The organism is uncultured Eudoraea sp., assembly GCF_947258925.1.
In the GTDB taxonomy this organism is placed as follows: Bacteria; Bacteroidota; Bacteroidia; order Flavobacteriales; family Flavobacteriaceae; genus Eudoraea.
Genome location: NZ_CAMYKG010000036.1, coordinates 24,605 through 45,814, shown reverse-complemented (window position 1 = coordinate 45,814; position 21,210 = coordinate 24,605). Strand labels below are relative to the sequence as shown.

15 protein-coding genes and 1 pseudogene are annotated in these 21,210 nt (G+C 39.0%); 11 read left to right on the top strand and 5 right to left on the bottom strand.

All coding sequences use genetic code 11. The annotated features are described in order from the left end of the window. Positions 1–14: 14 nt before the first annotated feature. Together Q0X77_RS12420 and Q0X77_RS12415 are read right to left on the bottom strand one after the other, a co-directional pair. Complete coding sequence (locus Q0X77_RS12420; RefSeq protein ID WP_297797826.1) at positions 15–1,268, bottom strand: aspartate kinase; 1,254 nt, start codon at positions 1,266–1,268, stop codon at positions 15–17. Positions 1,269–1,307: 39 nt separating this feature from the next. Further along, a pseudogene (locus Q0X77_RS12415) lies at positions 1,308–1,685 on the bottom strand (GNAT family N-acetyltransferase); the annotation flags it as partial. A 112-nt stretch (positions 1,686–1,797) separates the two neighbouring features. On the opposite strand from Q0X77_RS12415, the gene fbp reads away from it, so the two are divergent. Beyond that, a complete protein-coding gene (gene fbp / locus Q0X77_RS12410; RefSeq protein ID WP_297797824.1) occupies positions 1,798–2,820 on the top strand; it encodes a class 1 fructose-bisphosphatase in 1,023 nt (340 codons plus the stop codon). A 28-nt stretch (positions 2,821–2,848) separates the two neighbouring features. On the opposite strand, the gene Q0X77_RS12405 is transcribed toward fbp, so the two are convergent. Then, positions 2,849–3,271, bottom strand: a complete 423-nt coding sequence (locus Q0X77_RS12405; protein ID WP_297797822.1) for a TerB family tellurite resistance protein — start codon at positions 3,269–3,271, stop codon at positions 2,849–2,851. Positions 3,272–3,532: 261 nt separating this feature from the next. On the opposite strand from Q0X77_RS12405, the gene Q0X77_RS12400 reads away from it, so the two are divergent. The 4 genes from Q0X77_RS12400 (at position 3,533) to Q0X77_RS12385 (ending at position 11,583) form a co-directional block, all read left to right on the top strand. Then, positions 3,533–6,001 carry a ligase-associated DNA damage response DEXH box helicase gene (locus Q0X77_RS12400; protein WP_297797903.1) on the top strand — a complete coding sequence of 823 codons (2,469 nt, stop codon included), beginning with the start codon at positions 3,533–3,535 and terminating at the stop codon, positions 5,999–6,001. A gap of 64 nt (positions 6,002–6,065) precedes the next feature. After that, a complete protein-coding gene (gene pdeM / locus Q0X77_RS12395) occupies positions 6,066–6,698 on the top strand; it encodes a ligase-associated DNA damage response endonuclease PdeM (protein ID WP_297797820.1) in 633 nt (210 codons plus the stop codon). Positions 6,699–6,753: 55 nt separating this feature from the next. Then, complete coding sequence (gene mfd / locus Q0X77_RS12390; protein WP_297797818.1) at positions 6,754–10,113, top strand: transcription-repair coupling factor; 3,360 nt, start codon at positions 6,754–6,756, stop codon at positions 10,111–10,113. A gap of 183 nt (positions 10,114–10,296) precedes the next feature. Further along, positions 10,297–11,583 (top strand): serine hydrolase, encoded by a 1,287-nt coding sequence (locus Q0X77_RS12385; protein ID WP_297797816.1) that lies wholly within the window; start codon positions 10,297–10,299, stop codon positions 11,581–11,583. Positions 11,584–11,596: 13 nt separating this feature from the next. Here Q0X77_RS12385 and Q0X77_RS12380 read toward each other — a convergent pair whose 3' ends face one another. Further along, positions 11,597–12,256 (bottom strand): aspartate kinase, encoded by a 660-nt coding sequence (locus Q0X77_RS12380; protein WP_297797814.1) that lies wholly within the window; start codon positions 12,254–12,256, stop codon positions 11,597–11,599. 51 nt (positions 12,257–12,307) lie between these two features. Beyond that, positions 12,308–12,667, bottom strand: coding sequence for a YraN family protein (locus Q0X77_RS12375; RefSeq protein ID WP_297797812.1), 360 nt, complete (start codon positions 12,665–12,667; stop codon positions 12,308–12,310). A 218-nt stretch (positions 12,668–12,885) separates the two neighbouring features. On the opposite strand from Q0X77_RS12375, the gene Q0X77_RS12370 reads away from it, so the two are divergent. The 6 genes from Q0X77_RS12370 to rbsK all read left to right on the top strand — a co-directional run bounded on the left by Q0X77_RS12370 (position 12,886) and on the right by rbsK (position 21,209). After that, the gene (locus Q0X77_RS12370; protein ID WP_297797810.1) at positions 12,886–14,319 is read left to right on the top strand and encodes a DUF1800 domain-containing protein; all 1,434 of its coding nucleotides are present in this window, start codon (positions 12,886–12,888) and stop codon (positions 14,317–14,319) included. 11 nt (positions 14,320–14,330) lie between these two features. Beyond that, entirely contained in the window at positions 14,331–16,025 is a 1,695-nt protein-coding gene (locus tag Q0X77_RS12365) for a DUF1501 domain-containing protein (protein WP_297797808.1), read from the top strand. Positions 16,026–16,166: 141 nt separating this feature from the next. Further along, the gene (gene metG / locus Q0X77_RS12360; protein WP_297797806.1) at positions 16,167–18,266 is read left to right on the top strand and encodes a methionine--tRNA ligase; all 2,100 of its coding nucleotides are present in this window, start codon (positions 16,167–16,169) and stop codon (positions 18,264–18,266) included. Between the two features lie 3 nt (positions 18,267–18,269). After that, on the top strand, positions 18,270–19,172 hold the full coding sequence (locus Q0X77_RS12355) for a histone deacetylase (protein WP_297797804.1): 903 nt from the start codon (positions 18,270–18,272) through the stop codon (positions 19,170–19,172). Positions 19,173–19,251: 79 nt separating this feature from the next. Continuing rightward, complete coding sequence (locus Q0X77_RS12350) at positions 19,252–20,307, top strand: nucleoside hydrolase (RefSeq protein ID WP_297797802.1); 1,056 nt, start codon at positions 19,252–19,254, stop codon at positions 20,305–20,307. Positions 20,308–20,309: 2 nt separating this feature from the next. Beyond that, positions 20,310–21,209 carry a ribokinase gene (gene rbsK, locus Q0X77_RS12345; protein WP_297797800.1) on the top strand — a complete coding sequence of 300 codons (900 nt, stop codon included), beginning with the start codon at positions 20,310–20,312 and terminating at the stop codon, positions 21,207–21,209. Position 21,210 lies beyond the last annotated feature (1 nt).

Here is a 21,210-nt window from a genome sequence, read left to right as displayed (position 1 = left end):
AAATACCTTTTTGTTTACTCCTTTACTACCAATTGCAAAGTTTGCTTACCTCGCTGTTCTAAAAGAACATCCCTTCCATTTTGCAATGATTTTATAGCATCTTTATTAAAATGGCGGATAGTATACAAAGAAACGTCTTCTTCACAGACTACCTTAAACTTGCCCGACAACTTATCCAATAGATCAGTAAGCCTGTTATACTTATTATCCACACATACGGAAAAGCTGATAGCAGAATTTTGAATAAGTTCTACCTTCATTTTATAATCATGTAACAATTTAAAGAGGTCACCAATACTATCCTCTACAATAAATGAAAAATCCAGGGATGAGAGTTTCATTAACACCTGATTCTTCTTAACAATAAAACACGGTATTTCCGGTTCAATACCTATTCCTTTACTAACGGTAGTTCCCGCATCCTTTGGGTTCAAAAACGATTTTACATGAAGTGGTATTTCTTTTCTCTGAAGAGGCTGTAAGGTCTTCGGATGAATTACCGAAGCCCCGTAAAAAGCCAGTTCTATAGCCTCGCGATAGGATATTTTGTTCAATAGACTTGTCTCTTCAAAATATCTCGGATCTGCATTTAGCACCCCCGGAACATCTTTCCAAATAGTAACAGAATTTGCATTTAGGCAGTAGGCCAAAATAGCAGCTGTATAATCAGAACCTTCTCTGCCAAGCGTTGTTGTAAAATTATTATCGTCACTTGCCAAAAATCCCTGGGTAACGTATAATTTATTCTTTTCTACCCCCTCTGCAATCAGTTGTTGTGTTCTTTCCCAATTTACCCTGCCATCTCTATAGTTATCATCTGTTTTGATCAGATTGCGTATATCCAGCCACTCATTTTTAATCCCAACTTTATTCAAATATGTACTGACTATGCTAGTTGAAATCAATTCGCCGTATCCGACAACCTGGTCATAAACAAAGCTATATTTTGGAGATTTATTCCATGCTAAAAAGCCCCTGACCTCCTCAAAAAGCATATTCACCTTATCATAAACTTCATGATCCTTATTTTCAAATAAGGCTTCCATTATGGTTTGATGATATAAAATAACTTCATTTAAAGCCGTCGTTACCGCCTGCTTGTCATCAAAATATGCTTCTAAGACAGCTTCCATGGCGTTCGTTATTTTTCCCATTGCAGAAACAACCAAGAAAGTATTATTATGACCCGTTTCCTCCAGAACATTGACCAAATTCTTTACCCCATCGGCATCCTTAACCGAGGCTCCTCCAAACTTAAATACCCTCATATATTCCTTAAATATTGCTGAATACCCTTATCATCTAACCGGATCATTCCAATCCAAGACTTCCCATGATATACGTTTAACGCCCAATTTTGATCCGTATTTTACAACCTCATCTAAAAGAGCGGTACCAAGTCCACTCCCCCTGAATGCCTCAGCCACAATTAAATCTTCCAAGTGCAGTATAGGTCCCTTCCAGGTTGAATAGCGTGGATATAAAAAGGCCATGCCCACGATAGAGCCATTTGTAGTGCCTACAAAACAATGAAATAATTTATGGCTTCCAAAACCATCGCGCACCAAATCTTCCGCAGTGGTCTCAACGGCATTTTCTTCTTTCTCAAAAATGGCCAGTTCTTTTATAAGTTGTAATACCGCAGGCATATCCGCTGCCACAGCCTCTCTAATATGATGTTTCATAATTGTTGCAAATAAAACACAAAGTTATAAACTTAAAAAACTTAGAGCTTCCGAAAACGATATAGTTTAACAAAATAACCGATATTTGTACTCATATCAACAACCTTTTTTTATGGATAAAAAATATAAAACGCTTGGTGAATTTGTCATTGAAAATCAGGCTTCATTTCAATACTCTTCAGGGGAATTTTCCAGACTGATAAACGCAATTCGTTTAGCCTGTAAGGTAGTAAACCACGAGGTGAATAAGGCAGGGCTTGTGGATATCCTCGGCGCAGCAGGGGATACAAATATCCAGGGTGAAGATCAGCAAAAACTGGATGTGATGGCGAATGAAATATTTATACAAACCCTAAAAAACAGGGAAATCGTTTGCGGTATCGCTTCGGAGGAAGAAGACGATTTTATTACCATAAATAGTCATGATGAACTACATCAGAATAAATATGTTGTCTTAATTGATCCAATGGATGGTTCTTCCAATATAGACGTAAATGTTTCTGTAGGGACTATTTTTTCCATTTACAGGAGAGTTACTCCGGTTGGTACTCCTGTTAAGCTCGAGGATTTTTTACAGCCAGGAATTAATCAAGTGGCTGCCGGTTATATAGTTTACGGCACCTCAACTATGCTGGTTTATACTACAGGACACGGGGTAAACGGATTTACCTTAAATCCGGCAATTGGAACATTCTATCTTTCCCACCCCGATATGAAGTATCCCGAAACCGGAAAAATTTATTCGGTAAATGAAGGTAACTATATTCATTTCCCTCAGGGCGTAAAAGATTATATTAAATATTGTCAACTCGAAGAAGGTGACAGACCATACACCTCAAGGTATATCGGTTCTTTAGTATCAGATTTTCACAGGAATATGATAAAAGGAGGGATTTATCTATACCCTAAGAGCAGTATGGCTTCTAAAGGTAAATTACGTCTGCTTTATGAGTGCAATCCCATGGCGTTTATTGCAGAACAGGCAAATGGACGCGCCAGTGATGGTTTTAACAGAATAATGGAAATACAACCAAAAGAACTTCATGAACGTGTTCCTTTCATTTGTGGAAGTACAAAAATGGTAGAAAAAGCCGAAGAATTTATGGCCAGACAAAGAGAACTGGAAACCCAGTGATACTTACCTTTTTATTTTGTAAGCTATGCTAGTGCTTTAGAATATAAAGATAGTCATCAAAATTAATCCTGCCACTGAATATGGCCACAGACTTTTCTATAATTTCGTTAGCTTTTTTTGTGGGAAATCCTAATCCGATGGCATAACTTTTTAATAAAGCCATTTCCACATTTTCCACCTCGTGATCCACATATAATAACCTAAAAAGGTCGTATAATCTTTCTAGTCGTTCCTTTAAACTATTCGAAGGAGTAATGGGATACTTATTGGATTTCTTCATTACCTCCTTATACTCTCCTTTGGTGATGCCAAGTTTACGGGCAAAATTATCTAATAGAACCTTTTCTTTGGGATTAACTTCTCCATCAACGGCGGCCAGGGATGCTAAGGATGCAAAATGTGCTAAATTCCGCCGATGCTCACTATGGTAATATAAATCTATAATAGGCATAAAACTGTAGTAATTTAGGCAGCAAAGATACTTTTTTAAAGGTCATAATTTGAATTAACATTCAAAATATTTAATAAATCCCTTCAAATCAGGATACATTATTCACATCAAGTTTCAATGAGAAATTTGTAAATTCACAATCCATCCGCAGGCATACCATATGTGATAAATTCTATACTAAAAATGGAAAGGAACATGCCTCTAAAAAGGACAGGGCATCCAAAACTATATCCGATAGAATCAAAAGCCGGAAAAGAAAGCATGACAGAAAAAAGACTTTATAATCTGGCAGAAGAATGGTTCAGGCAACAAGATTGGAAACCTCACCCTTTTCAAATTAAAACCTGGACGGCCTTTTTAGCGGGAAAACACGGCCTTCTAAATGCGCCTACCGGAAGTGGAAAGACTTATGCGCTCTGGTTTCCCATCGTCCTAAACTATATAAAAAATAATCCTGATTATAAGACGAATCACAAAAAAGGTCTTAAAGCCATTTGGATTACGCCTTTAAGAGCCCTATCGCAGGAAATTAAGCAATCTGCTGAAAGAGTAACACAAGATCTGGATACACAATTATCTGTAGGTATCCGCTCTGGTGACACGCCTACAAAGGAAAGAGCCCGGCAACGCAAGATGATGCCCGACCTGCTTATCACTACCCCTGAAAGTCTCCAATTACTTTTGGCTACAAAAGGATATGATACCATTTTTAAGGACTGCTCGGCAATTGTCGTTGATGAATGGCACGAACTGCTTGGCACCAAACGGGGGGTACAGACAGAACTTGGGCTTTCACGACTAAAAGGCATTGCAAAAAATATTCGAATTTGGGGTATTTCAGCTACCATCGGGAATCTTGAGCAGGCTCGGGCAGTATTGCTGGGACCGGAATCCAATGCGCATCAAAATTCTGTGCTAGTACGGGCCAATCTCAAAAAAAAGATCACGGTAAAAAGCATTATTCCCAAAGAGATGGAAACTTTTCCATGGCGTGGCCATTTGGGATTGCGCTTGCTTGATGAGGTCATCCCTATTATAAAAAAGAGCAGGACAACATTGCTATTTACCAATACCAGAAGTCAGTGTGAAATATGGTTTCAAAAAATCCTGGAAAAATATCCGGAATTTGCAGGAGAAATTGCTATGCACCACGGAAGCATAAATAAGGAAACACGGCAATGGGTGGAACAAGCCATAAGAAATGAAAGCTTAAAAGCTGTAGTGTGTACATCCAGCCTGGATCTTGGTGTTGATTTCGCACCCGTTGAAACTGTCGTTCAAATTGGGGGACCAAAAGGGGTTGCCCGGTTTATGCAAAGGGCCGGAAGAAGTGGCCACAGGCCGGGAGAAGAAAGTATTATTTATTTTCTTCCTACCCATGCTATTGAGCTCATAGAAGCTTCCGCCCTGAAACATGCGGCAAAAAAGAAAGCGGTTGAAGACAGAATCCCCTATCTAAATAGTTTTGATGTATTGGTTCAATATTTAATCACCCTGGCAATTTCAAATGGTTTTTTTCCCGATGAAATTTTTCAGGAGGTTAAGCAAACCTTTTGCTATCAAAGTATAACATATGATGAATGGCAATGGCTTTTGAACTTTATTGTACTGGGTAGCCAAAGTTTACAATCTTATGATGAATACAAGAAAGTTGAGGTAAATGATAATGGCAAATTTAAAGTAACTAATCGTGGCGTAGCCATGCGCCATAGATTTCAGATAGGCACCATTGTTGGTGATGCAAATATTACTGTTCGTTATCAAAAAGGGGGCTATATCGGTACCATTGAAGAATACTTCATTTCCAAATTAAAACAGGGCGACGTATTTACATTCGCGGGAAGAAACCTGGAATTTATCCGGATAAAAGAAATGCAGGCTCATGTACGAAATTCATCCAAAAAATCTGCTAAGGTACCTGCGTGGATGGGTGGCCGACTAACCCTATCTGCACAAATGTCGGCATTGTTGCGGGAAGAGCTTTACTCGGTACAGTTAGACGAAAAAAAACAGTCCCGGGAGATTAGGGCATTGAAAACCATTTTTGCCAGGCAACAATTGGAAAGTATTGTCCCAAAGCCCAATGAATTTCTAATAGAAACCTTTCAGTCTCAGGAAGGATATCACCATATTTTTTATCCTTTTGAAGGCCGGTTTGTTCATGAAGCCATGGGTAGTTTATTGAGTTACCGAATTAGTCTTTTAACCCCTATTACTTTTTCTCTGGCCTTTAACGACTATGGTTTTGAACTGCTGTCAGATAAAGAAGTTGATATGCAACAGGTTCTTGATAACGACCTATTTACAGCTTCGTACTTGTTTGATGATCTTCAAAAAAGCCTGAATTCAACTGAAATGGCGCGTCGTAAATTCCGGGATATTGCGGTAATTAGTGGAATGGTGTTCACCGGATACCCAAAAAAAGGGATCAAAATGAAGCATTTACAGAGCAATTCACAGCTTTTATTTGATGTCTTCAGAGATTATGAGTCAGATAACCTTTTGTTTCAGCAGGCATTCCGAGAAACTTTTGAACATCAGTTGGAAGAAGGTCGCTTACGAATTGCGCTTGAACGCATCGCCGGTCAAGATATCGTTTGGAGACCTTGCACTAGCCCTACTCCTTTCTCTTTCCCATTAATTACCGACAGATTAAGAGAAAAACTATCCAGTGAAAAGTTGGCAGACCGCATAAAAAGGATGACTGCCATTCTGAAGAAAACTAAATGAAAATGACATAAGGAATTAGCCTCCACCTTTTGACTAAGACTTTCATTATCTATCTTTGAAAAAGATGACTCAAACCATTCAAATTCAAGATCAGAATTTCGTGCTTCATCCAAGTGGCACCCTTTTTTGGAAGGAACAGGCCACCCTTCTCATAAGTGATGTTCATTTGGGTAAGATCTCCCATTTTAGAAAATTCGGCGCAGCCGTACCCCAAAGTGCCATTTATAAAAATTTTGAATTAATGGATTCAACGATCGCTTTTTTTGCGCCAAGAGCAGTCTGTTTTTTAGGAGATTTGTTCCATTCTTCATTAAACAAGGAATGGGACCTCTTCGAGAAATGGATTAATAAATCTGAGCTAAAATTTATTTTAGTCAGGGGAAATCACGATATAATCTCACCCCTGAGATATCAGCGCATTGGGATTGAGGTCGTATCTGAATTAGCTTCAGAAAATTTTTTGCTTACGCATCATCCTGAGCACCGGGAGGGTTATTTTAATTTTTCAGGACACATCCATCCTGCTATCAAACTTAATGGAAAAGGAAAACAATCGTTGCGCCTTCCTTGCTTTTTTAAAAGCCAAAATCAATTAATCCTTCCTGCTTTCGGGAAATTTACAGGATCTCATACCCTGAAGAAAAAAGAGAATGACGAAGTTTATGCTATTGCTGATGATGATGTCATAAAAATTTAATCCAAACACTGGCGTACCAAGCTTTCAGCATTTATATTTGCACAAAATTTAACGGTTGACCAAATCTTCTTTGCAGCAACTGTATGCACAGTCTCCTCAATTAAGGAAACTGCAGGATTTCATTACCCAAAACGGATCAAATGTCACCCTCGAAGGACTTAGTGGTTCGTCTTTTTCCTTTGTAACATCGGCGATATTCCAAAAAACGGATCGCCCATTACTGCTTATTTTAAATGATAAAGAAGAAGCCGCTTATATCCTGAATGACCTGGAACAACTTATTGGTGAAAATGATGTGCTATTTTATCCGGGTAGTTATAGAAGACCCTACCAAATTGAAGAAACTGACAATTCAAATGTTCTGCTAAGGGCAGAAGTGTTAAACCGAATAAATTCACGAAAAAAACCTCCGATAATAATTACCTACCCCGACGCACTTTTTGAAAAAGTGGTTACCAGAAAAGAGCTTACCAAAAACACACTGAAAATTAGCACCTCAGATAAACTCTCCCTTGATTTTCTAAACGAAGTGCTTTTTGAATATCACTTTAAACGGGTAGATTTTGTAACCGAGCCAGGTGAATTCTCATTGCGGGGTGGAATTATGGATGTCTTTTCCTTCTCGCATGATGAACCCTACAGAATTGAATTCTTTGGAGATGAAGTAGAGAGTATCCGCACTTTTGATGTGGAAACCCAATTATCTACAGACAAGGTTAAACGAATTCGGATTATTCCTAATGTAGAAAAAAAACACCTAAATGAAAGTCGCGAAAGTTTTCTGCAATACATTAGCAAGGATACTGTTGTTTTTTTAAAAAATCCGGGGCTCATTTATGACAGGATTGATTTGTTTTTTGAGAAAGCACAAAAAGCATTTAATGACCTCAATTCAGAATTAAATCATTCCAAACCTGAAGAATTGTTTAGCGATTCAAGCTTGCTAAAAGAACAACTGGTAGATTTTACACGAATTACTTTTGGTGGTTTAGATCAGGTTCAAAAATCAAGCAGGATTACATTTAAAACTTCGCCGCAACCTTCCTTCAATAAGAGGTTTGATTTACTCATTTCGGATCTTAAAGCGAACAATAAAAAGGGCTATGAAAATTATATTTTCTGTTCATCTGAACAGCAAACCAAAAGGCTCCATGACATTTTTGAAGAAGTAGATGAAACTGTGCATTATAAAACCACGGTATTTCCATTGTATCAAGGCTTTATTGATCACAACCTCAAAGTAGTTTGTTATACAGACCATCAGCTTTTTGAACGCTATCACAAATTTCACCTGAGAAATGGATATGCCAAAAAACAGGCTATCACCTTAAAGGATCTCAACAAACTGGAAATAGGCGATTACGTTACTCACATTGACCACGGGATAGGCAAATTTGGCGGCCTGCAAAAAATTGATGTTGAAGGTAAAAAGCAGGAAGCCATTAAATTAATGTACGGGGAACGGGACATTCTATATGTAAGTATTCATTCATTACACAAAATCACCAAGTACAATGGAAAAGATGGGGCAATCCCAAAAATATACAAATTGGGTTCTGCTGCTTGGAAAAAACTGAAACAAAAGACAAAGTCGAGAGTAAAGAAAATAGCCTTTGATCTCATTAAAGTCTATGCAAAAAGAAGATTGGACAAAGGGTTTCAATACGCGCCGGACAGTTATTTGCAATTGGAACTTGAAGCCTCTTTTATTTATGAAGACACCCCGGATCAAAGTACAGCTACTGCGGACATCAAAAAAGACATGGAAAGTGAACGGCCCATGGATCGGTTAATTTGTGGAGATGTAGGGTTTGGAAAAACGGAAGTTGCCATTAGAGCTGCCTTTAAAGCAGCCGAAAATGGCAAACAGGTTGCTGTATTGGTACCTACCACAATCCTCGCTTTTCAACACCATAGAACATTCACAAAACGCCTGGAAGAAATGCCGGTGAAAGTGGATTATCTCAACCGTTTTAGAACCGCAAAAGAAAAACGCATAATAATTGACGAATTAAAATCAGGTAAGATTGACATCATTATTGGAACACATCAGCTGGCTAACAAAAATATTGAGTTTAAAGACCTGGGTTTACTTATTGTTGACGAAGAGCAAAAATTTGGGGTAGCAGTAAAAGATAAATTAAAATCAATAAAAGAAAATGTAGACGTGCTCACCTTAACCGCTACACCTATTCCAAGAACCCTGCAATTTAGTTTAATGGCCGCCAGGGATTTGTCGGTAATTAATACGCCACCACCCAACAGGTATCCTATAGAAAGTCATGTTATACAGTTTAATGAAGAAATTATCCGAGATGCCATTTCTTATGAAATTCAAAGAGGTGGGCAAATATTTTTTATTCACAACAGAATTGAAAATATTAAAGAGGTGGCAGGAATGATCCAGCGTCTGGTTCCTGATGCCAAAATTGGCATAGGGCACGGACAAATGGAAGGGCGGAAATTAGAGACTTTGATGTTGGCATTTATGAACGGAGAATTTGATGTATTGGTCTCCACAACTATTGTTGAAAGCGGTTTAGACGTGACCAATGCAAATACCATTTTTATCAATAATGCAAATAACTTTGGATTAAGTGATCTGCATCAGATGCGGGGCCGTGTTGGCAGAAGCAACAAAAAGGCGTTTTGCTATTTCATTACCCCACCGTATGAGGTCATGACCCCTGATGCCAGAAAACGAATCCAGGCTCTGGAACAATATACCGCATTAGGAAGTGGTTTTAATATAGCGATGAAAGACTTAGAAATCCGCGGTGCAGGAGATTTGTTAGGAGGTGAACAAAGTGGGTTTATCAACGAAATTGGCTTTGAAACATATCAAAAAATATTATCCGAAGCTATTGAAGAATTAAAAGAAAATGAATTCAAAGACCTCTATGAGGAAACCGAAGGTAAGAAAAAAGTGTTTGTTCGAGACACGCAATTGGATTCAGATTTTGAATTACTTTTTCCTGATGACTATATTAATAATACCACAGAACGACTGAATCTTTATACGGAATTAAACACCCTCAAGACGGAGGAAGAGCTTCAAAAATTTGAGATTGAACTAATCGACCGTTTTGGCGCTTATCCTACACAGGTCGAAGATTTATTAAACTCAGTGAGAATAAAGTGGATTGCCACTGGTATTGGGTTGGAAAAGGTAGTACTGAAAAAAGGAAAGTTAATAGGCTACTTCATTTCAGATCAGGAGTCAGGTTTCTTTCAAAGTCCTGAATTTTCAAACATACTTAACTATGTACAGAAACATAATAAAATATGCAGGCTTAAGGAAAAACAAACCCGTAACGGATTGAGGTTACTTTTGATTTTCGATGAAATTCTATCGGTAAGCAAAGCTCTGGAAGTTCTTGAGCCTTTTGCAATAAAAAAGGAGATTCCTGCATAGTCAACTTCTTTTCTAATTCGTTCATTATAAAATTATATGGGCCATCGGGCTTAGCTTGTTGCTATTCCTTATCTTAGTCTTATCAACCCAATCTTGCCTTTGCCCGGTCTTCAGTTACCAGGGGTCTGGTCAGAACCGTCGGCAGCAATTTAAAAGGCCCTTGTAAACTAAAATGAATAGATTATGAATAGATGTAAACTCTTTGTTGTAACTGTTTTGTTACTATGTGTTGCCTGCAAAGAATCTGAAAGGCCTCCTGCCAATTCTAAAAGCACATCAGTTATAATAGATAATCTGGCAGTTCGCAGAATTGACTCTACCTTAAAAAGTTTTGTTAATTCGGCAAATATTGCCGGAATTTCTGCACTCATCTATGAAAAAGACAAGGAAGTTTATTACAATGCTTTCGGGTATGCGGATCGCGAGCAACAAAAACCAATGGACCGTAATACTATTGTACAGATATATTCAATGACCAAACCAATTACCGGAACTGCACTTATGACGCTATATGAGGATGATGCATTTGAATTAGACGACCCGGTTTCGAAATACGCTCCGGAATTTGCCAATACAAAGGTCTATGAAGGGGAAGATGCGCTGGGAAATCCTATTCTTGTAGATCCGAAACGGCCTATGACTATCCGCGACCTTACCCGCCATACGGCCGGATTTGGAAGAAACGCGGACATTCCGGGTCTGGGAAAATTGATCAAAGAAGCCGATGCGTTAAACAGGAATAACACCCTTGTGGAAATGGCCCGGAAAATGGGTACAACCCCCCTTTATTTTCATCCCGGTGAACAATGGGAATATGGCCCATGTGTGGATGTACAGGCCTTTTTGGTTGAACGGATTTCCGGACAGCCATATGGTGAATATGTGAGAAAAAATGTTTTAGATCCCCTGGGCATGAAAGAGACGCGATATTATGTCCCTGAAAGTGATCGTGAACGGTTTTCTGCCATGTACTACCGAAATGGCGAAGGGGACCTCAATCAATTGCCGGACAACGAAGCCAAGTCAGATTATTTTAAGCACTGGCCAATGACAAGGGGTGGATCTGGTTTGACATCCACTTTGGATGATTATATGCGTTTTGCACGAATGATGGTTAACGAAGGAACCCTGGATTCTGTAGTTATATTAAACCCGGAAACGGTTAAACTGATGTCTACGAATCATTTGGCAGATAGTATTGAAAAACGATCCTTCCTGCCCAGCAAGGGACAGGTAGGTTTTGGTATTGATTTCGCGGTAAGGTTACGCCCACCGGCATCTAATGAAGAGAACAATGGGGTTGTAGGTGAATTTTTCTGGGATGGTGCAGCTAGCACCTTATTCTGGATAGATCCTGTAAATGAACTTACAGCTGTCTTATTTGTACAATTGTTTCCTTATGACCAAATAGGTCTGCACAAAAGTTTCAGGGATGCAGTATATGGACGTTATGAGGGCAATCAACCTTAAACTGCTATTATTTTTATAAAGACTTAAGGTCCTTTATGGTTTTAAAAGCAATATCAACCTGGTCGTCATTTACGAGGATAGTGAATTCATTAGTTGTAGAAATAACTTCATACAGGATAACTCCCTCCCACGCTAAACGCTGAAAAATGAAGTAATAAATTCCCGGAACTGATACATTCTCCGCTGGCAATTTTACGGTAATGGAAGATAGGTTTTCAGCTTTTTGGGTACATTTCTCATCCTTAAAGAGGCTTTCTATAGTGCTATCCAAACTATTACTGACTACAATGTTAAGTTCATTAACCCCTCTTGAAGAAGTGTAAAAAACATCTTTATTCCTATTTACTTTGTCCAGCAATTTTGATTGGTGTTCCAAAATGGAATCAGATACAAGGAAGGTGAAATCTGTAAGTGAAGAACGTACGGTAATCTCCCCAATATTTTTCAGAACCTTTATTATTCTGTGTGTTGCTCTGAATTCAAGATCGTCAGAAAGTCGCTTAAGAGCCATCACTATGGCTCCGTTTCGGATATCCTTTCCCAATTCCTCTTCAATTTCAGGCTTGATAAGTCTTGATAAAGATGTGAGGTTAATAATACCCTGGGCAAGCGCACTTTGTAAAAACGGTTTCTTTTTTATGTAGTGTTCTACAACTGAGGAGATTGTTTTCATGTTTTAGGTATTGCATCAAATATAAAATACTGTTATAAATAAAACAACTTTTTAAAAATGATAGAAAGCATTCTCCAGATGTTCTATGCGGAATCTATTATCCCGCTTAAGAATGGTGATAATATCAAATCTCACCTCTGTATCCAGATGATGGCTATTTATATAATGATCTGCCGCAGACACGATCAGCTTTATTTTCTTCCTGCTAACAGTTTCAGCAATTTCTTCAAAATAGGTGGAACTCCTCGACTTTACTTCAATTATGGCCGTTATATTTCCCTTTTGGGCAATAATATCGATCTCGGCTTTCAAATAGCGATAATTGCGATATTTAATGACATAGCCACGTTTTATCAAATAAGCCGCAGCCATTGATTCGCCTTTTTTTCCAAATTCATTATGAACCCCCATAATTCCAGAATTTCTTAAAAATTCTTGCAGTTCGTCGAAAATACCTACAAATCCATCCTAATTTCAACCAGAAGATTGTAATTTCCCTGCAGAATAACGAAAATACTTGGATGCTCATAATATCCATTAAGTTTAAGCGTTAAGAATTTGCCCCTAAACACATGAACGTTCTTGAATTTGCCCCTAAACACATGAACGTTCTTAAAGCCTAAAAAACTATGGAATACTTCGTTAATTGTAATACCTCTACATTAGCGCCGTACACAACACCCTTGGATAAATATAGGGCGGCGCATTTGTACAGAAGACTGGGTTTTAGTGCCTCAGTGCAAACTATCGATCAGGCGGTTGGTCAAACAGCTGGCAACCTGGTTAATAGCCTTATCAATGAAGCGGTCAATATGGCCCCTACTCCGGCTCCCGCGTGGGCGGATTGGAATAACAGTAACTATCCGGCAGACGACGACCTGGCAAGACAGGTTAGACGTGCCCAAACCGAGGAATGGCGGATAAGCTATACCAATGGCTTATTGAACAACAACCTCAGGGAGCGGCTAAGCTTTTTCTGGAGCAACCACTTTGTTACAGAACTGGATGTTTATGATTGTAATTCCTTCCTTTATTACTACACGAATTGCCTGCAAAGAAATGCGATTGGTAATTTCAGAAGCTTTGTGAGTGAAATTGGCCTTACCAGTGCCATGCTTTATTATTTGGATGGTGTATATAATAATGGTAACAACCCAAATGAGAACTATGCAAGGGAATTGTATGAGCTTTTTACATTGGGTGAAGGAAACGGTTACACCGAAGAGGATATCATTGAAACAGCGAAGGCTCTTACAGGTTATGTTGAAAGGGGAGAAATCGGCTGTGAACAGGTTCTATTTGATCCTACACGATTTGACGCTGGTCCTAAAACTATTTTAGGTCAGACAGGCAATTGGGGCTATGATGATGTCATCAATATTCTTTTCCAGCAGAGACCCAACGAAATAGCCAGTTTTATTTGTGGAAAATTATACGAATTTTTTGTTCATCCGGATTCCAGTGATGATGCTGGGAATGCTCAGGCCATTATTTCAGGTATGGCCAGCACTTTTGTTGCCAATAACTTTGAAATAGCGCCGGTATTGACACAATTATTCTCTAGTGAGCACTTTTTTGATGATGAAGCTATAGGAGTACTTAATGTAATTGATACAAGCCGACTTTTAGGACAGGAACTTTTTGATCCTTTTGACGTTGCCGGATGGCAAAGAGACAGGACATGGATTAACACCAACTTTATGATAGGGCGATGGCTCACTGCTGAAGTATATCTGGAAATGTTTTACCAGAATAACCCCCAGCAATTCCGGACCCTTGCCATGGATGCCGTTGGTGCTGCTGATAACAATACAAGTAATCCGGAAACTGTGGTGAGAGCCATAGTAGATAAAATTACACCAAAAGGATTGCTTACAACGCAGGATTTTGAAAATGCAATGTCTGTTTTTAAAATTGAAGATGTACCGGAAAATTATTATGGTTCCGACTATATTACGGGAGGATTAGGATTATGGATGCTTGGCGTTAGCCCGGAAGTACCCCAACAAGTATTCCTATTGCTGATGCACTTATCCAGACAACCAGAGTTTCAACTAAAATAAAACCTACGACTATGTGTAATAATCATTTACCTATAAATATAAAAAACAATAACGGTCACGACGAAGAGCACAAATATTGGAGCCGTCGATCATTTTTACAGGCATTGGGCATTGCCGGGTCTGGCTCTATGATGCTTGGCAGTAATATGCTTTCCGCATCTGCGCCGTCCCCACTGACCTCGGCTATTGCCAATGCCGATACAGATAGTATTCTGATACTGATACGCCTTTCGGGTGGAAATGACGGTCTGAGCACAGTGATCCCCATTGAGCAATACGATACGTATGCGAATGCAAGACCCAATATCTATATCCCGGAAAGTAAAATCCTTAAGCTTACAGATGAGTTCGGAATCCCTACCTATATGAATTCGCTGGAGCCCATGTGGGGAGCCGGACAAGTAAAGGCCGTTCATGGTGTAGGATACGAAAATCAAAGTTTATCTCATTTTACAGGATCTGATATTTATGCAAATACCGATCTGACAACTACAGGTTTCGATGGACTTAATACGGGTTGGATGGGTCGATATTTTGAAAATATTTATCCCGATTACCTGGTAAATCCCCCTGCAGCCCCTGCCGCAATCCAAATTGGAAACTTTGGTAGTCTGGTATTTCAGGGAGAAGAAACCAACTATGCCTTTGTAACTTCAAATATTGATCAGCTCGAAGAAATTGCAGAATCGGGAGTCCAGTACAGCCTTGATGACAGTTTGTTTAATGACTGTATGTACGGCGATCAGCTTAAATTCTTAAGAGGGGTTGCAAATACCACTTATGAATATTCCGGATTAATTCATGAAGCCTATGAACGCGGACAAAATCAGGTTGAATATCAGGACAATGGATTTGCAAGGCAATTAGCACTATTGGCCAGGCTTATTAAAGGTAATTTGGGCACAAAAGTATATATGATCTCAATGGGAGGTTTTGATACTCATGGAAATCAGCCTCTTGCCCATGAAAGGCTAATGTCTAATTTATCTATTGCTATCAATAACTTCTATGAAGATATTGCTTTCACGCAACAAGATGAAAAGGTATTAAGTATGACCTTTTCAGAATTTGGAAGACGAATTTTTGAAAATGGTTCTAATGGGACAGACCATGGTAAAGCCGCCCCAACCCTATTTTTCGGTTCAGGCTTAAATGGCAGTGCCTTTGTAGGGGAACATCCTTCTTTGGAAAACCCGAACGGACGAGGAAACCTTGAATATACAATGGACTTCAGGGATCTTTATGCCACAGTACTGGCAGAATGGCTTTGCGTACCAATTCCATTGGTAGAGCAGCACTTGCTGGATCACCCTTATGCACCCGTAGATCTTGGCTTTAATTGTAGTGGAGTGGAATTCCCCCCTATTGTTTATAGTGATGAACCGCCAACACCACCGATGCCCGAAGATCCTGTTGCCGAGGACCCAACTCCGGAATTGCTGGAAGCCATAGTTCACGAACCATTTTATCCCACAAACAGTACACCACATATCTATCTGGAAATGCCATTTACTGCCCATGTAGATATTCAATTGTACAACATTCTTGGACAGAATGTGGGAACGGTCTATAATGAAATTATGTCAGAAGGTTCTACTGAGATAAATATCAGAGAACGTATGCCAATGCATTTATCTACTGGTAAGTACATTTATAGAATACAAGTTTCGGACAAAAGAATGTCTAAATCGATTATGGTAGCCTAGGCTACCCCTACTTTGCATTATTGCCCCCGGATACCGGCAATCCCTTATAAAAGGATCCGGTATTCCGGGGGTTTTCTTTTTCCAGGGTACTTGGTGTTTGGTCTGAAATATTAGTTATTTTTGTGCCCAAATCCATTTTTAATGTCCGAACACCTGCAAAAACCTGCCAGATATACTATAACAGCCGCTTTGCCTTATACCAACGGCCCTATCCATATTGGTCATTTAGCAGGAGTTTATGTCCCTGCAGATATCTATGCAAGGTACCTAAGGTTAAATGATAATGATGTAGCTTTTGTGTGCGGTAGTGATGAACATGGGGTGGCCATCCCAATGAAAGCAAAAAAAGAAGGTGTTTCACCTAAAGAGATTATTGACAAATACCACGGGATCATTAAACAATCTTTCCTGGATTTTGGAATTACATTTGATAATTACTCCCGAACATCAGCCCAGATACATCATCAGACAGCCAGTGAATTTTTTAAAAAACTGTATGAACAAGGTGATTTCCTGGAAGAGGAAACGGCTCAACTTTATGATGAAGAAGCAAAGCAATTTCTTGCAGACCGATTTGTAATTGGCACCTGCCCTAAATGCGGACATAAAGAAGCCTATGGAGATCAGTGTGAGAATTGCGGTTCTTCACTGAACGCAACAGACCTGATCAATCCAAAGTCAACCATTTCCGGTGCGGTTCCTGCCCTCAAAGAAACCAAGCATTGGTTTCTGCCGCTGGACCGATATGAAGAATTTTTAAAGGAGTGGATCATTGTCGGTCATAAGAAAGATTGGAAACCTAATGTATATGGGCAGTGTAAATCCTGGATAGATGATGGATTAAAACCCAGAGCGGTAACGCGCGACCTGGATTGGGGAATCCCCGTTCCTGTGCCTGGTGGCGAAGGCAAAGTATTGTATGTTTGGTTTGATGCCCCGATAGGTTATATTTCTTCTACAAAGGAATGGGCTGCCCGAACCGGCAAAGACTGGGAAATATACTGGAAGTCAAAAGACACAAAACTGGTTCATTTTATAGGTAAAGACAATATTGTTTTTCATTGTATCATCTTCCCTAGTATGCTGAAAGCCCATAAAGACTTTATCTTACCTGAAAATGTTCCTGCAAATGAATTCCTTAACCTGGAGGGTAATAAATTGTCCACTTCAAAAAATTGGGCGGTATGGCTTCATGAATATTTGGTGGAATTCCCTGATATGCAGGACGTATTGCGCTATACACTTACCGCGAATGCCCCTGAAACCAAGGATAATGACTTCACCTGGAAGGATTTTCAAGCCCGGAATAATAATGAATTGGTTGCTATTTTCGGAAACTTTATAAATAGAGTTGTAGTACTTACCAATAAATATTTTAATGGTGTTGTCCCCGAGCCACATCAATTCACTCAAATTGATAACGATACTTTGGGTACTCTGCAAAAATTTCCCGGGATCATTTCAGACTCCATTGAACGCTATAGATTTCGGGAGGCAAGTCAGGAATTACTAAATCTGGCACGCTTGGGCAATAAATATCTTGCAGATGAAGAACCATGGAAAGTTGTTAAGGAGGATGAAGAAAGAGTTCATACTATTATGTTTGTAGCCCTTCAAATCGCAGCTGGTCTTGCTGTTTTAAGTGAGCCATTTTTACCTTTTTCCTCAACCAAATTAAAAAGAATTTTGTCGATTACTAAGATCACCTCTGTTTCTGATCCGGATTTGGTTGAGCTCTCCTGGTCAGATATTTCAAAGAAGGAAATTCTTCTGCCAAAAGGGCACAAAATTGGTGCTCCTGAGTTGCTTTTTCGAAAAGTGGAAGATGAAGAAATTCAAGCTCAGCTTAATAAATTAGAGGCCACAAAAAAAGTCAACGAATTAGAAAATAAAACTGTTATGCCACAAAAAGAGACCATCAACTTCGAGGATTTTACAAAAATGGATTTACGCGTGGGCACCATTTTAGAGGCAGAAAAGATGCCAAAAACTAAAAAACTTTTAGTGCTTAAGGTAGATACTGGTATAGACACCAGGACCATCGTTTCGGGCATCGCTGAAAGTTTTACCCCGGAAGAAGTAATTGGCCGACAGGTTACTGTATTGGTTAATCTTGCACCAAGAGCCCTCAGGGGTGTAGAAAGTGAGGGCATGATTTTAATGACTGAAAATAAAGAAGGAAAATTGGTATTTCTCAATACTGATGAAAAGGGAGTGGAAAACGGGGAGACCATAAATTAAGTAGTGCTAAAGATAGCCTATCATCCCATATATAAACATCCTTTACCGGAAGGTCACCGCTTTCCAATGATTAAATATGAGCTGCTACCTCAGCAGTTAATACATGAAGGAACCTGTATTCCGGCTAATTTTTTTAAACCCTCGGTTCCAAATGACAAATACCTGGTAGCTGCTCATGATCCGGAGTATTATTACGATCTTCTTAATCTTAAAATTCCTTACAAAGAAGCCAGAAAAATTGGTTTCCCCCTAAGTGAACAATTGGTAGAGCGGGAACGCATCATAGCAGACGGAACTATGAAAGCATGTGATTTTGCAATAGAAAATGGTGTCGCTATGAATATTGCCGGTGGCACACATCATGCATTTTCCAACAGAGGTGAAGCCTTTTGTATGCTAAACGATCAGGCCATTGGAGCACGTTACCTTCAATCGAAAAAACTGGCAAGTCAGATTCTTATTATTGACCTTGATGTGCATCAGGGTAATGGTACAGCTGAAATTTTTAAAGACGATCCCTCCGTCTTTACGTTTTCAATGCATGGCGCTAATAATTATCCTTTTACCAAGGAAACTTCAGATCTGGATATACCTTTAAAAAAAAATACGGGAGACCGGGAATACCTAGTATTATTAAAAGAAGCCCTATCACGACTCATTAGAGAAGTCAGGCCGGATTTCATCTTCTATCTATGTGGAGTAGATATCCTGGACACGGACAAATTAGGTACTTTATCTCTTTCATCCGAGGGCTGCCGAAAACGTGATGAACTTGTACTGCAATGCTGTTATCAATTCCAAATACCTGTTCAGTGTAGTATGGGCGGAGGATACTCTCCGGAAATTAAAAAAATTGTAGAAGCTCATGCAAATACTTTTCGTCTGGCTAAGCACATATATTTCTAAATTCCTGAAAAAGATGATATTTTTCTATCATTAACCATTCAATTTATTTCGTATTTTTTTAAATAAAAACACATTATCCATGGATATAATTCAAAGGCCGATTTTACGTATTTTATCAATATTAATTTTGGGGGGCCTTCTGCTGTTCATTAGTAGCTGTGCTGAAAAAAAAGAGAATAAAAAAGTGGTAAATAAAAAGGATAAAACATCTTCAAAACTAAAAGTGATTTTTGATACAGATGCTAATAATGAGTTGGACGATCAGCATGCCCTTGCCTATTTACTTTTTAACGGGGATACCTTTGAAGTAGAAGCGGTTACAGTAAATGCCACTTACAATGGCGGCGATATACAAGGTCATTATGATGAAGCATTACGGGTAATGAAATTGTGCAATTTAGATAATGATATTCCTTTGCTAAAAGGGGCTAATGGTAATTTTAGCGATATTATAGATACTTGGGACCCCGAAGCCTATGACGGCCAGAAAGGTGTAGATTACATCCTTGAGTCAACAAAAAAAGACTCGGTCGTAATTATTGCAGTAGGCAAATTAACAAACATAGCTTTGGCTTTAAAAAAAGATCCTTCTTTTGCTGAGCGAACAAAAATAGTATGGTTGGGCTCTAACTATCCCGAGCCAGGTGAATATAATCAAGACAATGACACTATATCAATGAATTATGTACTAAACAGTAACATCCCCTTTGAAATGGTAACCGTACGTTATGGTGAACCATCCGGAACTGATGCTGTTAAGGTTACCAAAGAAGAAATTAATCAGAAAATGCCTGGTCTTGGACCCACCGCTAAGGAACCTGTTACGGGGAGACATGGGGGTGAATTTTCAACGTTTGGAGATTATTCCGTAAGTCTTTTTGAATATATTGATTACCATGGCGATCCTCCATCCAGGCCTCTTTTTGATATGGTTGCCGTAGCTATTTTGAAAAATAAAAATTGGGGAGAACGCAAAATGATTCCCGCCCCCATTTTAATTGATAATGAATGGATTGAACGTCCGCAAAACCATCGTAAAATTGGGGTTTGGGAAAATTTTGATAAAGAAGAATTACTGAAGGATTTTTACAATAGTCTTGAAAATCCTGTCCCTGTTACCCCCTCAAAACAATAGCGATGTCAGAAATAATTGTTGTAGGAAGTTCAAATACAGATATGGTGGTAAAAACACCGAGGTTTCCAGAACCGGGTGAGACTATATTAGGTGGGGATTTTTTCATGTTCCCAGGTGGTAAAGGTGCAAATCAGGCAGTTGCCGCTGCGCGTTTAGGTGGGAAGGTTAGCTTCATTTGTTGTGTTGGAGATGATATCTTTGGACAAAATGCCCTTGAAGGGTATTCCAAAGAAGGAATAAACATTGGAGGAGCGATGATTGTAAATGGGGCTCCTTCAGGTGTGGCATTAATAACCGTAAATGCGAATGGTGAAAACGAAATTGTAGTAGCTTCGGGTGCAAACAATCTATTGTCAGAAAATCATTTAGAAGGGGTAACTAAACAACTACAAGATGCTGATATCATATTAACGCAACTGGAAACACCCATCCCAATTGTTTCCCACTTAGCCGAATTTTGTCGCCAAAATGGTCAGAGGTTGATCATAAACCCGGCACCGGCTCAGGAATTGTCAGATGAAATCCTCAAAGAATTATATCTGATAACACCAAACGAAACGGAGACCAAAATTCTGACCGGAATTGAAGTTATAGATGAATCAACAGCAGGAAGAGCTTGCGAAGTATTTTTTCAAAAAGGGGTGAAAAATGTAATTATTACCATGGGAAGTAAAGGTGCTTTTTTTATGAATGATAAATTAAATTTTATGGTCAATGCTGAGAAAGTTAAAGCAATAGACACTACTGCGGCAGGTGATGTCTTTAATGGAGCAGTGGCAGTTTGTCTTGCAAAAAAAATGACATGGAAAGAAAATATTGAATTCGCAAATAAAGCGGCAGCCTTATCTGTCGCCAAAATGGGTGCTCAAACCTCTGCCCCCTATCTAAATGAAATCACCTAAA

What these genes read in the sequence shown, in the direction of transcription:
- Q0X77_RS12420 (WP_297797826.1), bottom strand. Translation starts at nt 1,268, where the DNA reads ATGAGGGTATTTAAGTTTGGAGGAGCCTCGGTTAAGGATGCCGATGGG.
- fbp (WP_297797824.1), top strand. Translation starts at nt 1,798, where the DNA reads ATGGATAAAAAATATAAAACGCTTGGTGAATTTGTCATTGAAAATCAG.
- Q0X77_RS12405 (WP_297797822.1), bottom strand. Translation starts at nt 3,271, where the DNA reads ATGCCTATTATAGATTTATATTACCATAGTGAGCATCGGCGGAATTTA.
- Q0X77_RS12400 (WP_297797903.1), top strand. Translation starts at nt 3,533, where the DNA reads ATGACAGAAAAAAGACTTTATAATCTGGCAGAAGAATGGTTCAGGCAA.
- pdeM (WP_297797820.1), top strand. Translation starts at nt 6,066, where the DNA reads ATGACTCAAACCATTCAAATTCAAGATCAGAATTTCGTGCTTCATCCA.
- Q0X77_RS12385 (WP_297797816.1), top strand. Translation starts at nt 10,297, where the DNA reads ATGAATAGATGTAAACTCTTTGTTGTAACTGTTTTGTTACTATGTGTT.
- Q0X77_RS12380 (WP_297797814.1), bottom strand. Translation starts at nt 12,256, where the DNA reads ATGAAAACAATCTCCTCAGTTGTAGAACACTACATAAAAAAGAAACCG.
- Q0X77_RS12375 (WP_297797812.1), bottom strand. Translation starts at nt 12,667, where the DNA reads ATGGGGGTTCATAATGAATTTGGAAAAAAAGGCGAATCAATGGCTGCG.
- Q0X77_RS12370 (WP_297797810.1), top strand. Translation starts at nt 12,886, where the DNA reads ATGGAATACTTCGTTAATTGTAATACCTCTACATTAGCGCCGTACACA.
- Q0X77_RS12365 (WP_297797808.1), top strand. Translation starts at nt 14,331, where the DNA reads ATGTGTAATAATCATTTACCTATAAATATAAAAAACAATAACGGTCAC.
- metG (WP_297797806.1), top strand. Translation starts at nt 16,167, where the DNA reads ATGTCCGAACACCTGCAAAAACCTGCCAGATATACTATAACAGCCGCT.
- Q0X77_RS12350 (WP_297797802.1), top strand. Translation starts at nt 19,252, where the DNA reads ATGGATATAATTCAAAGGCCGATTTTACGTATTTTATCAATATTAATT.
- rbsK (WP_297797800.1), top strand. Translation starts at nt 20,310, where the DNA reads ATGTCAGAAATAATTGTTGTAGGAAGTTCAAATACAGATATGGTGGTA.